The 13,220-nt window shown below is 42.5% G+C and carries 13 protein-coding genes and 1 pseudogene; 11 read left to right on the top strand and 3 right to left on the bottom strand.

What is annotated here, in order from left to right; all coding sequences use genetic code 11:
- Positions 1 to 343: 343 nt before the first annotated feature.
- Positions 344 to 511, bottom strand: a complete 168-nt coding sequence (locus tag J2Y37_RS15670; protein ID WP_349033402.1) for a DUF3565 domain-containing protein — start codon at positions 509 to 511, stop codon at positions 344 to 346.
- A complete protein-coding gene (locus J2Y37_RS15665) occupies positions 512 to 964 on the bottom strand; it encodes a MarR family transcriptional regulator (RefSeq protein ID WP_005087201.1) in 453 nt (150 codons plus the stop codon).
- A gap of 182 nt (positions 965 to 1,146) precedes the next feature.
- Between J2Y37_RS15665 and J2Y37_RS15660 the strand changes: the two genes are divergently transcribed.
- From J2Y37_RS15660 to lpxC, 9 genes are all read left to right on the top strand, one after another.
- Positions 1,147 to 1,629: a glutathione peroxidase gene (locus tag J2Y37_RS15660; RefSeq protein ID WP_349033401.1), complete on the top strand. Its 483-nt coding sequence runs from the start codon at positions 1,147 to 1,149 to the stop codon at positions 1,627 to 1,629.
- A 222-nt stretch (positions 1,630 to 1,851) separates the two neighbouring features.
- A complete protein-coding gene (gshB, locus tag J2Y37_RS15655) occupies positions 1,852 to 2,796 on the top strand; it encodes a glutathione synthase (protein WP_349033400.1) in 945 nt (314 codons plus the stop codon).
- 228 nt (positions 2,797 to 3,024) lie between these two features.
- The gene (murG, locus tag J2Y37_RS15650; protein ID WP_349033399.1) at positions 3,025 to 4,122 is read left to right on the top strand and encodes an undecaprenyldiphospho-muramoylpentapeptide beta-N-acetylglucosaminyltransferase; all 1,098 of its coding nucleotides are present in this window, start codon (positions 3,025 to 3,027) and stop codon (positions 4,120 to 4,122) included.
- A 14-nt stretch (positions 4,123 to 4,136) separates the two neighbouring features.
- Positions 4,137 to 5,582 carry a UDP-N-acetylmuramate--L-alanine ligase gene (gene murC, locus J2Y37_RS15645; RefSeq protein ID WP_349033398.1) on the top strand — a complete coding sequence of 482 codons (1,446 nt, stop codon included), beginning with the start codon at positions 4,137 to 4,139 and terminating at the stop codon, positions 5,580 to 5,582.
- Between the two features lie 34 nt (positions 5,583 to 5,616).
- Positions 5,617 to 6,543 (top strand): D-alanine--D-alanine ligase, encoded by a 927-nt coding sequence (locus tag J2Y37_RS15640; RefSeq protein ID WP_349033397.1) that lies wholly within the window; start codon positions 5,617 to 5,619, stop codon positions 6,541 to 6,543.
- 3 nt (positions 6,544 to 6,546) lie between these two features.
- Entirely contained in the window at positions 6,547 to 7,404 is an 858-nt protein-coding gene (locus J2Y37_RS15635; RefSeq protein ID WP_005194055.1) for a cell division protein FtsQ/DivIB, read from the top strand.
- Positions 7,405 to 7,467: 63 nt separating this feature from the next.
- Positions 7,468 to 8,730: a cell division protein FtsA gene (gene ftsA, locus J2Y37_RS15630; RefSeq protein ID WP_004673441.1), complete on the top strand. Its 1,263-nt coding sequence runs from the start codon at positions 7,468 to 7,470 to the stop codon at positions 8,728 to 8,730.
- 299 nt (positions 8,731 to 9,029) lie between these two features.
- A complete protein-coding gene (ftsZ, locus tag J2Y37_RS15625) occupies positions 9,030 to 10,205 on the top strand; it encodes a cell division protein FtsZ (protein ID WP_004673440.1) in 1,176 nt (391 codons plus the stop codon).
- A 202-nt stretch (positions 10,206 to 10,407) separates the two neighbouring features.
- A complete protein-coding gene (lpxC, locus tag J2Y37_RS15620) occupies positions 10,408 to 11,310 on the top strand; it encodes a UDP-3-O-acyl-N-acetylglucosamine deacetylase (RefSeq protein ID WP_004673438.1) in 903 nt (300 codons plus the stop codon).
- Between the two features lie 98 nt (positions 11,311 to 11,408).
- On the opposite strand, the gene J2Y37_RS15615 is transcribed toward lpxC, so the two are convergent.
- Complete coding sequence (locus J2Y37_RS15615) at positions 11,409 to 11,849, bottom strand: hypothetical protein (protein ID WP_005194054.1); 441 nt, start codon at positions 11,847 to 11,849, stop codon at positions 11,409 to 11,411.
- 106 nt (positions 11,850 to 11,955) lie between these two features.
- Here J2Y37_RS15615 and J2Y37_RS15610 point away from each other — a divergent pair, with 106 nt between their 5' ends.
- Both J2Y37_RS15610 and aceE read left to right on the top strand, forming a co-directional pair.
- On the top strand, positions 11,956 to 12,642 hold the full coding sequence (locus J2Y37_RS15610) for a M23 family metallopeptidase (protein WP_004673436.1): 687 nt from the start codon (positions 11,956 to 11,958) through the stop codon (positions 12,640 to 12,642).
- Between the two features lie 206 nt (positions 12,643 to 12,848).
- Positions 12,849 to 13,172: pseudogene (gene aceE / locus J2Y37_RS15605) on the top strand (pyruvate dehydrogenase (acetyl-transferring), homodimeric type); the annotation flags it as partial.
- Positions 13,173 to 13,220 lie beyond the last annotated feature (48 nt).

The following is a 13,220-nucleotide window of genomic DNA, read 5'->3' as shown; positions in this document are numbered from 1 at the left end:
GAGACATACAAGAATAAGTTCCTTTTTTTATATTTAGCAATGTAACAGATATTAAATTAATGTTCTCTCAATGTTTATTTAACATAATGGGCGTTCTGCGTAACTAGAGTCATCTAATTTAGATAAATCAATTACTTAAAAAATTTCAACCCAACAAAAAAAATAAGCATGGTAATGATCTGAAATTCTCGATTATGAAAAAGCATGTTGCAGCAATGGGGGGCGCTTCGTATAGATGTAGAGCATCCCGACTGGAATGCATATAGGTAATGTCTAAGAACTATATGGGTGCTAATTTGTAATCGCCCATTATGTTAATACGAATCTCATTTCATCACACTTCTTAGTCCAACATCACACCTAATTTTTCATTTCGCCTTTGCTCGGTTAAAACCCAAGGGCGATTTTGCCACGGTGGGTCATGGCGCATATGTTGAGTGTGACCACAAGCAAGATCAGCTACGTAATAGTTTTCTTCATCAAGATGAAATCCAACAATAGCTTGCTGCATTTATTCACTCAAACTTTCAAGTTTAGAATTTTCTAAACCCTTTAAAAAACGATGGCATAAGTTATGAATCGCCACCAAATCATTGGGATCGACACCCAAAGAGCAGGCGAGTTTAAATGGAATTAAAGTGATTTCATCTTTTGCAGCGAGTGCTTTTTCAAGCAAGATCACTTTCTTCATGCGCTCATCTTCTTTAACCGCAACACGCTTTAAAAATTGCTTTTCTTCGAGTTTTTTAATAATCGGCGTGAGCGTTCCTGAATCAAAAAAGGTCTTTTGTCCAATTTCAGACAAAGTCACATTGTCTTTTTCATACAAAGCCAACAACACAATAAATTGCGGATAGGTCAGGTCGTATTCCTGAAGCAAGGGACGATATTGACGAATCATCGCATTGGTCGCGGAGTACATCGCAAAACACACTTGATTATCCAAGTAAGAAATTTCAGTCATGCTTTACTCCTCAACACCATCATTATTGCTAGAGAACAGTATAGTTTGGAAATGCACAAAAGTATATTGCGCATAATTGACTTGCACACAAGATAATTGTATGCAATATTAATATGCATAGCTGAACGACTAGACAAAGCTATTAGGCAAATAAGATTGATTGAATCAGAGCGAGATGTTGTATGACGACAATTTATGATTTTCAAGCTGAGCTGTTAGAAGGCGAGCAAAAGGACCTTGCAGACTATCAAGGCAAAGTTTTATTGGTGGTCAACACCGCAAGTCAATGCGGCTTAACCCCACAATTTGAAGGACTGGAAAAGTTATATCAAGACTATCAACAGCAAGGTCTCGTGATTTTAGGCTTTCCATGTAACCAGTTTGCCAATCAAGACCCATCAAGCAATGAAGAAATTGGCAGCTTCTGTCAGCGTAACTATGGCGTATCATTTCCGATGTTTGCCAAAGTTGACGTGAATGGACCAACTGCACATCCTTTGTATCAATACTTAACTTCGGAAGCGAAAGGCATTTTAGGCAGCGCAAGCATTAAATGGAATTTCACCAAGTTCTTGATCAATCAAAAAGGGGAAGTAATCAAACGTTACTCTCCAACGACAAAACCAGAAAAAATTGCGAAAGATATTCAAAAACTTTTGGCATAAGTTGTATAAAGTGTTGATGATTTGGAAATTACTGGTATTGAAATCATCTACCAGTAATTTTCTGATTTTTAATCAATGATCAATTCAGACCTGATATGTAGATCATTGTAGACGACTGAATAAAATAGATTTTTTTATAATTAAGAATTACATAACTTGTTTAAACATCATCATTAAAGTTCGCTATACTTTTGCCAAGATTAAAAATACGAGCGTCAGATTATGCGTGTACTTGTAGTGATGGACCCGATTGAAACTGTGAATCTAAAAAAAGATTCCACCATGGCGATGTTATGGGCGGCCAGCCGTCGTGGACATGAGTTGGGTTATGCATTGCAACAAGATTTGTATATCGATCAAGGTAAAGCGTTTGGTTTGATTTCGCCATTAAAAGTGTTTGAAGATTATGACCATTATTATGAGTTAGGCGAGAAGCAAAAAGAATCGATTGCTGCTTATGACGTGGTGTTGATGCGTAAAGACCCACCGTTTGATATGAATTTTGTCTATAGCACTTACATCTTGGAGCAGGCAGAGCGTGAAGGTGCGTGGATTATCAACAACCCGCAATCTTTACGCGACTGTAATGAAAAGCTGTTTGCTACCCAATTCCCTGAGCTACAAGTGCCGACCTTGGTGACTTCACAACAAAGTTTAATTCGTGAATTTATCAAAGAACATGGTGATGTCATCGTAAAACCATTGGATGGCATGGGTGGTACAGGGATTTTTCGCTTGTATCAAGATGGTGTTAATATTGGTTCAACTTTAGAAATGCTCACTGAACTGGGCACATGTCCAATCATGGCGCAGCGTTATATTCCTGAAATCGTGGAAGGGGATAAACGCATTTTGATGGTCAATGGTGAGCCAGTGCCGTATTGCTTGGCGCGTATTCCACAAAACGGTGAAGTGCGTGGCAACTTGGCTGCGGGTGGTTTAGGTCAAGCCCGTCCGCTGAGTGAAAATGACAAAATGATTGCGGCAAAAGTTGGACCATTCTTGCGTGAAAAAGGGCTGGTTTTCGTCGGATTAGACGTGATTGGCAATTATGTCACCGAGATTAATGTCACCAGTCCAACCTGTATTCGTGAGATTGATGACCAATTTGGCACTGCCATTGCCGATGATTTATTTGCGGTGTTAGAAGCGGGTCGTACAAACTAATTTATTATCAATTTTTGACCGAATTGCCCATTTATTTTTTATGTTAATTTAGCCGTAAATGGGCAATTAGATGTAGACATCATCATGTTTTTAGCAAACAATTGCAAAAAGTATAGCTTTCTGTTGTAAACGAGTGAAATTCGCTTTTCGTGAATGAAACTTTAGGATTAAAATAACTGCCGAAAACAATAGACGATAACCTTCTTTTTTGAGTTGAAGAATTACACCGTGACCAATTCACCACAGAACAAACCCAAACATGTCTTGATGATGGCCGCTGGTACGGGTGGGCATGTTTTTCCTGCGCTTGCTGTTGCCAAGCAACTTCAACAAGAAGGCTGCCAAGTCTCATGGTTGGCGACGCCAACTGGTATGGAAAATCGCTTACTCAAAGATCAAAATATTCCGATTTATCAAATTGATATCCAAGGTGTGCGTGGCAATGGTTTGTTGCGTAAACTCAGTGCACCTTTTAAAATTTTAAAAGCAACTTTAAGCGCAATGCGCTACATGAAGCAGCTCAAGATTGATGCTGTCGCTGGTTTTGGTGGTTATGTCGCAGGGCCAGGTGGTTTGGCTGCGCGTTTGCTCGGTATACCGATTCTCATCCATGAACAAAATGCAGTTGCTGGCTTTACCAATACCCAGTTGTCACGGATTGCCAAAACTGTTTGTCAGGCTTTTCCAAATACTTTTCCAAGCAATGATAAAGTGGTCACCACAGGCAATCCTGTGCGAGCTGAAATCAGTGCCATTTTGAATCCATCATGGCGTTATCAAAGCCGTGAACAAGAGCAGCAACCGATCAATATTTTAATTGTCGGTGGTTCATTAGGTGCGCAAGCGCTAAATGAGCGTTTACCTGAAGCCTTGATCAAACTCAATGTGCCGTTAAATGTATTCCATCAGTGTGGTCAAAATCAGCAAGATGCAACGCGAAATCGTTATCAAGCTGCACCTGCGAGTATGAATGTCGCAGTTGAACCCTTTATTCATGATATGGCCAAAGCCTATAGTGAAGCAGATCTGATTATTTGCCGAGCAGGTGCGTTAACGGTAACTGAAGTGGCAACCGCAGGGCTTGCAGCAATTTTTGTACCTTTACCAATTGCGGTGGATGATCACCAAACTGCCAATGCTAAATTCCTTACAAATGTGGGGGCTGCCAAGATTTGCCAGCAAGCAGAGATGACACCAGCAGCTTTAGATGAGTTGTTGGCGAGTTTACTCAACCGCCAGCTTTTATCTGAAATGGCCATTAAAGCACGTCAACAAGCACAACCGAATGCAACTCAGCATGTGGTTGATCTGATTAAAAAATTGTAATTCGAGTTTTATTTATGTCTCCAACAAATCCAAACCAAGCTAAAAAGCTGATTAAAGTGCCAGAGATGCGCCGTATTAAACACATCCATTTTGTGGGGATTGGTGGTGCGGGGATGTGTGGTATTGCTGAAGTGTTGGGTAACCAAGGCTATAAAATTTCAGGTTCAGACATTAAAGCCTCTAAGACCACAGCGCAACTCGAAGCCAATGGCATCAAAGTGTATATTGGCCATAGTGCTGAAAATATTAAAAATGCCAATGTATTGGTCGTTTCAACTGCAATCGATCCTGAAAATCCAGAGATCAAAGCCGCGATTGAGCAGCGTACGCCGATCGTGCGTCGTGCGGAAATGTTGGGTGAGTTGATGCGCTATCGTCACGGGATTGCTGTGGCTGGTACGCATGGTAAAACCACCACCACCAGTTTGCTCACCACCATGTTGGCTGAAGAAAACCTTGATCCGACCTATGTGATCGGTGGGTTGTTGAATAGCACAGGTGTAAATGCTGCACTTGGTGAAAGTCGCTTTATCGTGGCTGAAGCCGATGAGTCAGATGCATCGTTCTTGTATTTGCAACCGATGGCGGCCATCGTCACCAATATCGATGCGGATCACATGGATACCTATGACGGTAGCTTTGACAAGTTAAAAGATACCTTCATCCAGTTTTTACATAATTTACCGTTCTATGGCTTAGCTGTGGTCTGTGGAGATGATGCCAATATTCGCGAGATTCTTCCGCGAGTGGGTCGTCCTGTGATTACTTATGGCTTTGATGACGATAATGACGTTCGTGCCATTGATGTAGAACAAGATGGTATGCGTTCACACTTCACTGTGCTGCGTAAAGATTGTGAACCGTTACGTGTCACCGTCAACCAACCAGGCTTGCATAATGTGCTGAATGCATTGGCAGCGATTGGGGTGGCAACCGATGAAGGTGTTTCTGATGAGGCGATTTGTCGTGCACTAGCAGGATTTAGTGGTGTCGGACGTCGCTTCCAAGTTCAAGGTGAGTTTGAAGTCGGAGATGGCTTGGTGAAATTGGTGGATGACTATGGTCATCATCCTAAAGAAGTCGAAGCCACCATCAAAGCGGCACGTGCCAGCCATCCAGATCGTCGTTTAGTGATGATGTTCCAGCCGCACCGTTATAGTCGTACCCGTGATTGTTTTGATGATTTTGTGGATGTGTTATCTCAGGTTGATCAATTACTGTTGTTGGAAGTGTATGCCGCAGGTGAAAAGCCAGTGGTCGGTGCTGATAGCCGAGCTTTAGCGCGTAGTATTCGTCTACGCGGTCAGGTTGAACCGATCTTGGTCGATCCAGTCGAAGGCAATTTACCAAGTGTTTTACAAAAAGTGTTACAAGCGAATGACTTGTTATTAACACAAGGCGCAGGTAACGTGGGGGCAATTTCGGTAGAATTGGCTCAGCATCGCTTGTATGCCAAATAATTGTATTTTGTATTAAAGTTTTAAGGATATAAACGTGTCAAATGCTGCAAAATTCGGCAAAGTTGCTGTGTTGTTTGGTGGGAAGTCGGCTGAACGTGCTGTGTCATTGGATAGTGGTCAAGCCGTTTTAGATGCATTGTTGCGTTCAGGCGTGCAAGCAGAAGCATTTGATCCACAAGATCGTAGTGTGACTGAATTGGTTGCTTATGATCGCGCTTTTATCGTGTTGCATGGTCGCGGCGGCGAAGATGGTCAGATCCAAGGGGTGTTGGAATGGTTAAATATTCCCTATACAGGCACTGGCGTACAAGGTTCTGCGATTGGTATGGATAAGGTGAAAACCAAGCAAATTTGGCAAGGCAGCGACTTACCAACAGCGCCATACCGTATTATTAGCAAAGCGACTGACTTAGATGCTGTGATTGCGGAATTGGGCTTGCCTGTAATTATTAAACCTGTGCATGAAGGCTCAAGTGTCGGCATGAGTAAAGTTGAGAAAGCCGAAGACTTTGCTGCTGCCATTGAAAAAGCAACGCAGCATGATGCTGTGGTGATGGCTGAAAAATGGATTACAGGTCGTGAATTTACCATTTCATTTTTGAATGGTCAGCCTTTACCTGTAATTCGTTTACAACCGCCAGCAGATGTGGCGTTTTATGATTATGAAACCAAATATCAACGTAATGATGTTGAATATGGGATTCCTTGCGGGTTAAGCGAAGCCGAAGAGCAAAGTTTAAAAGCGCTTTGTTTGCGTGCGTTCCAAGCCGTTGGTGCGGAAGATTGGGGGCGTATTGATGCCATGCAAGATGAGCAAGGCAACTTCTGGTTGTTGGAAGTGAATACCGTTCCGGGTATGACCAGTCATTCTCTCGTGCCGAAAGCAGCACAAGCCGTGGGTTATAGTTTCGATCAGCTCTGCGTTGCGATTTTAGAGCAAACCTTAACAAAGTCGGCTTAATTTATGGCTCAACTCCCTGCATCCATGCGCCGTAAATCACGGCCAGCGATTAGCTCTATCCACGAGAAACCGCCTTCACCTCAACAAAAGATGGTGAATGCGGGCGGCTGGGTGTTGCTGGTGATTGCATTTGCAGTGCTGGCGCTGGGTATTTATGGCTTGTATAAAGTCATGACTGATGCCACAGTGGCGGAATTGCAGGTGGTTGGTGCAAATTCAGAACAAGAAAACCAGTTATTGGTTCAGAAATTAACGCCGATTATTAAAGATAATTATTTCACTTCAGATTTAGAACTCATTCGAGATCAAGCATTAAACGTTTCATGGGTCGACCGTGTGGTCGTGTCACGAGCTTGGCCAAATGCAATTCGTGTGCGGGTGATGCCGCGTCATGCGATTGCGCGTTGGGGAACAGGGCGTTTGCTCAGTGACAATGGTGAAGTATTTAGCGAGGCTGTGCCAAAAGCACATCCAAATTTACCGCTTTTACATGGTCCGACCAGCCAATCCAAAATGATGATGCGTCGTTATAATGAAATTAATCAGCTGTTTCTGCCTGCTGATTTGCGTTTAAAAGAGTTGTATTTAACCGAGCGTATGACGTGGTTTATGCAGTTTGATTCGGGTTTACGTATTATTGTAGATCAAGATCAGACCATGAATAAACTACAACGCTTAAGCCATTTGGCACAAACGGATCTAAAACCTGTATGGCCCAAAATCTCGGCGATTGACTTGCGTTATCGGAATGGCCTTGCCATTCAATGGAGAAACGCAACACCGCCTAAGATCGTCAACGGTCAGTTTGTTGTAACGATTGATGACACAAGCCTTGCAGGTGCAATTCAGGCAAAGCCATAATACGTGGCTTGAAAACAACAGGCAGTTTGCCCGTACTACACAACAAAATATGGTATTCAAGTAATGAGTGAAACTGTTCCCTCAGTTGTTACGATTGATATTGGGACTCATAAGGTCACAGTTTTAATTGGTAAAATCCATGCGCCGGACAAGATCCAAGTCATTGGCATGGCATCCGCTCGTAACCGAGGTATGGTTAAGGGCAAGATTGTCAGTCTAGACAAGGTCATTGCGGCGATTAAAAACGCAGTATCCGAAGCTGAGGATATGGCGGAGTGCCGTATTCATAGCGCTTGGGTGTCTATTCCGAGTACAGAATTACAGAGTTTTTATGCTTCTGGTCGTACACCTGTGGCCAACCATGATCATATTATTACAACAAATGAAGTAGTCAGAGCGTTAGAGCTGGCGAAAGCCAGTCATGTTTCCCCAGATTATTATTTAGCAAGTGCAGTGCCACTTGGTTTTGAGTTGGGTGATTCGGCGGAATGGGTGCAGAACCCCGTCAATATGTCTGCACACAGTATGACGGGACATTATCAATTGATGATGATGCCAATTAGTACCATGCAAAACCTTGATCGTGCGATGAAAGGCGCGAATATCGGGGTGGAAAAAATGGTGGTGTCTTGCTTAGCAACCGCGGAAGCAAGTCTGCTTAAAGATGAAAAAGAATATGGCGTGTGTTTGGTAGATATTGGTGCGGGTATTACCAATATTGCGGTATATCTAGATGGACGTCTAGCGCTAGCCCGTACTTTGCAGCGTGGTGGTGAAAATGTAACGCGTGATATTGCGGCTGTTCTACAGACCACCACGGATGAAGCTGAGCGGATCAAGATACTGCATGGTTGTGTGGATCTGAGTGTGGTGAAACCTGATCATATGATCCAAGTACAGGGGATTGATGGCACGCAAACCATTAGTCGTATTGAACTTGCAGAAATCATCATTGCACGTTATGAGGAAATCTTTGCGCTGATTCGTGATGAATTACAGCATAGCGGTGCGATTCATGGTTTGTATCATGGTGTGGTGTTAACGGGTGATGCTTGTCAAATCGAAGGTATGGTGAATTTGGCACGACGGATGCTTGGTGTCTCTGCACATTTGGGCAATCCACCGTTACAGGTCTATGCCGATGATCAGCATTTGCCAGCCTTGCGTCGCTCTATGTATGCCACTGCTTCAGGTTTGTTGATGTTTAGCCAAAGTGATTTGCAAGATGTGGTTGAAGAACCAGAGGAAGCTGCGGATCGTAGTTTTGTGGATCGGGTTGCCAATGGTTGGAATGCATTGAATAGCAAATTAAAGGCTATATTCTAGGGTTATGACTAAAACTTCCGCAAACTTCGTTATGAAACTTGGCAAGGGGGTCGCCATTGTCTTCGTTTCATGCCTCATTTGCGTGGTTTTAGTCAATAACGCAAGCTATGGTTGAAATCTCAACAAACCCTCAGTTGTAGTTATTTTTAGGAAAATTTGTTAGGAAGTTGTAATACTAAGTCACTCTACTTGACAAGTTGATGATTATTGCACAGCATCCTAAACATCAGTAGTTTTAAAAATCAGGGCAGTAACGGGCTGAAGTAACTGCCATTAATATATTAGGAAATCTAAAGGTCATGGCCTCATTTGAATTTATAGAAGATGAACTAGACGATGGCAACGGTCAAGCCCGTTTCACAGTGTTTGGTGTTGGTGGTGGTGGTGGTAATGCTGTTCAGCACATGGCGCAGTCTGATATTCAAGGTGTAAAATTTGTCTGTGCCAATACAGATAAGCAAGCACTTGACTCTATGAATGCACCATTCAAGATTCAATTGGGTGAGCAAAGCACGCGTGGCCTAGGCGCTGGCGCAAACCCAGAAGTGGGTCAGATTGCCGCAGAAGAAAGTCGTGAAGTGATTCGCCAACACCTTGAAGGCACTGACATGGTCTTTGTCACTGCGGGCATGGGTGGCGGTACAGGTACTGGCGCAGCGCCAGTGGTTGCTGAAGTTGCCAAAGAAATGGGGATTTTGACCGTTGGTGTTGTCACGACTCCATTCAACTTTGAAGGACGTCGTCGTCAAAAATCTGCGGAAAAAGGCATTGATGCTTTAGAAGCACATGTTGATTCTTTGATTATTATTCCGAACCAGCGCTTACTCAGTGTTTATGGCGATATTTCAATGAAAGATGCCTATAAAAAGGCAGATGACGTATTGTTAAATGCGGTTCGCAGTATCTTCGATCTGGTGGTCAATCGTGGTCATATTAACCTTGACTTTGCCGATTTAAAAACAGCGATGAGTACACGTGGTTATGCCATGATGGGTGCTGGTTTGGGCCGTGGTGAAGATCGTGCACGTCAAGCTGCTGAGCAAGCGATTCGCAGCCCGTTGCTTGATAATGTAAATATTATCAATGCCAAAGGCGTGTTGATCAATATCACAGGTGGCGATGATATTACCCTTCGCGAAACAGAAATTATTACCGATATCGTCAATCAAATCGTTGATTTGGATGATGGTGAGATTTTCTACGGTACGGTATTTGATCCAGATGCCCGTGATGAGCTTCGTGTCACCGTTATTGCAACGGGTTTAACACGCAATTCAGCCGAAGTTGATCATAAAAAACGTACGACTGCTACACATGCTTCCGCTCAAGCAACACAAGCTGTTGATGAAGATGATGTTCCTGCGATCAATAAGCGTGCGAATGCAGAGGCTTCAGCCAATGCAGCGCCAAGTTCATCACCGTTGTCATCACCGATGAGTATTCAAGACTATTTGAAAAATCAGCAACGTAAATAGTCGAATAAAAAGATGGTTAAAAAGGGGTATTGATTACCCCTTTTTTTTATTTTTAGAATAAATGGGTCATCATGTCGCTATTGCTTACGTTTTATTTCAGCTCTGATGAGATTTTCTTTGACAAGGCAATCCATTTATGAAGTGCCAAAAGACCCTAAATATGCTAACTTATAGCGGTTTTTGCAAATAAAGTTGGCATGGCATGTTGAAACAACGGACTCTCAAACGTGTGGTGAAAGCGAGCGGTATTGGTCTGCACAGTGGTCAAAAGGTGCTGATTAATTTTGTTCCACACCATATTGATGGAGGTATTGTCTTTCGCCGTATCGACTTAAATCCGCCAGTTGATATTCCAGCCGATGCTTTGCTGATTCAAGAAGCCTTTATGTGTTCCAATCTGGTCCGTGAAGACATTAAGGTGGGCACCATCGAACATGTCATGAGTGCCATTGCTGGTCTTGGGATTGATAATTTAATTGTTGAGGTATCCGCTTCTGAAGTTCCGATTATGGATGGAAGTGCAGGGCCATTTATTTATTTACTGATACAAGGTGAACTTGCTGAGCAAGATGCGCCGAAAAAATTTATTCGAATTTTAAAACCTGTTGAAGCATTAATAGAAGATAAACGCGCGATTTTTACGCCGCATTCAGGCTTTCAGTTGAACTTTACCATTGATTTTGATCATCCTGCCTTTGCTAAAGAATACCAGTCAGCCACCATTGATTTTTCCACAGAAGTTTTTGTCTATGAAGTGAGTGAAGCCCGCACTTTTGGCTTTATGAAAGATTTAGATTACTTAAAAGCCAATAATCTGGCCTTGGGCGCGAGCTTAGACAATGCAATTGGGGTGGATGATACAGGTGTAGTCAATGAAGAAGGATTGCGCTTTGCGGATGAATTTGTCCGACATAAGATTTTGGATGCAGTCGGGGATTTATATCTCCTTGGACATCAGGTCATTGCGAAGTTTGATGGCTATAAATCAGGCCATGCACTCAATAATCAGCTATTACGCAATGTTCAAAATGATCCAAGCAGCTATGAAATTGTAACATTTGATGACGAGAAGAATTGTCCAATTCCGTATGTAAGTGTGACATAAGTCATTGTCTTTCAATGCCTATGTTATAGTGTAACATACTGAAATGAGAAGCACATCACGGAAAATAACAGCAGATTCCGTCACTTAAATTGAGTGGTTTACTTTTTATTGCTTGCCAAACGTAGTAAAGCTTGGCTAAGCTTAGGGTCGCTCACATATTCAGCGGCGCTACGCAATAGCTCTTGGGTCTCTGATGTAAGTACTTTTGATGAGGGGGATGGTTGTTGAGGTGCAATAACTTTGTGTCTTAAACGAACTTGAATTTTTCGCAAATCATGAAGTCCTTGGAGTTGAGCTAACTGCGCAACATAGTGGCTTTGCAAATAACTGAGTTGACTAATCATTGCTTGATTTTCACCGGTTATGATCAGAACACCATGTTGATAACAAACAACTTGCCATTGCTCTGGTTGGGGCAGTAAAGGTTGAATAATTTTCGTAAGTTGTGTCCATTGTGTGACTTGCGTCGTTAGAAACGTTAAGTTTCCAGTTTTTGTACGTTGTCCTTTCTGTTGAAAAACGTTGCTAGGTTCAGACATGTCAACTTCCTTCGAGGAGATATGCCCATCTTAAGCGTTTATTTCGGCTGTTATCAAGGAAGAGATGATAAAGGGACTTTTTAAGGACGGTTTCAAGAGGTTTTTTATGCATCATACGCGTCGTATTTTACTGGCATTTTCATTGGCGGCTTCAGCTGCTTCAGTTGCTTTTGCAGACTATCAAAATATCAATCAAGCAAATGCTGCTGATCGTTTAGAACAGTTATCAAATACCTTAGCTCAAGGTTCTTATACCCACCCTGATGATATTGATTTACCTGCTGTATCCAATGTATCGGTTAAATTACGCGAAAAAACCATCGAATTGAATAATGCAAGCATTGAGAAAAAATATGGTCGCCAAGACAGCGGATCATCTTTCTCAGCGGGTACAGGTCATTCTTGGTTGGTGAGTCATCCACTACAAGAAGGCCGAGTAAGTTCTACTTGGGGCAATCGCACCTTATTGGGTTCGACCCGTCATCATTCAGGTGTTGATATTGCGGCACCATCAGGTACACCTATCTATGCAACTGGTCCTGGTGTTGTGACCAAAGCAGGTTGGGGTACAGGTTATGGTCAATATGTTGAAATTGACCATGGTAGCGGTTATGTCACACGTTATGCACATGCATCACGCTTAATGGTGAGTGCAGGTGATCGTGTTGGCGCTGGTGAGCATATTGCCAATGTCGGATGTACAGGCCGTTGTACTGGGCCTCATTTACATTTTGAAGTTGTGAAAGATGGTCAACGCAGAAACCCTTCAACTTACCTTGCAATGTTGCCTTAATGTAATTTATTAACAGTTGTATATAAATATTTAAACAAAATCGCCTTTATTGGCGATTTTTTATGTTTTATGTTTGATTTGGGTCAATGACTATTTAGGAAAAAAATATTAAGTGCTTTTGTATTCATTTAGGGCAATACCTTTATGACGCCAAAACATGATAAATATAGCAACAACAATATAACTTAAGGGAAAAGGTGAATTATATGGCGTTTTATGGCGACTCTGACGCGCAGGAAACCCAAGAATGGCAAGATGCTTTTGATTCAGTATTACAGCACATGGGCACGGAGCGCGCTGCTTTCTTACTGGAAAAGCTTTATCAACGGGCGATTGCGAAACATGTTCCGATTCAACGCTTAAATACACCTTATCTCAATACGATTTCAGTTGAAGAACAACCTGCGATGCCCGGCGACCAAGATATGGAACGCCGTATTCGTGCATTGATTCGTTGGAATGCCTTAGCAATGGTACTTCGTGCGAATAAAACAGGTGATGATTTAGGTGGACACTTGGCGAGCTTCGCATGAAGTGCAACATTTTATGAAGTAGTTTTTATCCATTTCTTCCGCGCT

Source organism: Acinetobacter sp. 3657, from assembly GCF_031456775.1.
Lineage (GTDB): Bacteria > Pseudomonadota > Gammaproteobacteria > Pseudomonadales > Moraxellaceae > Acinetobacter.
This window is presented reverse-complemented; position numbering and strand designations above follow the sequence as displayed.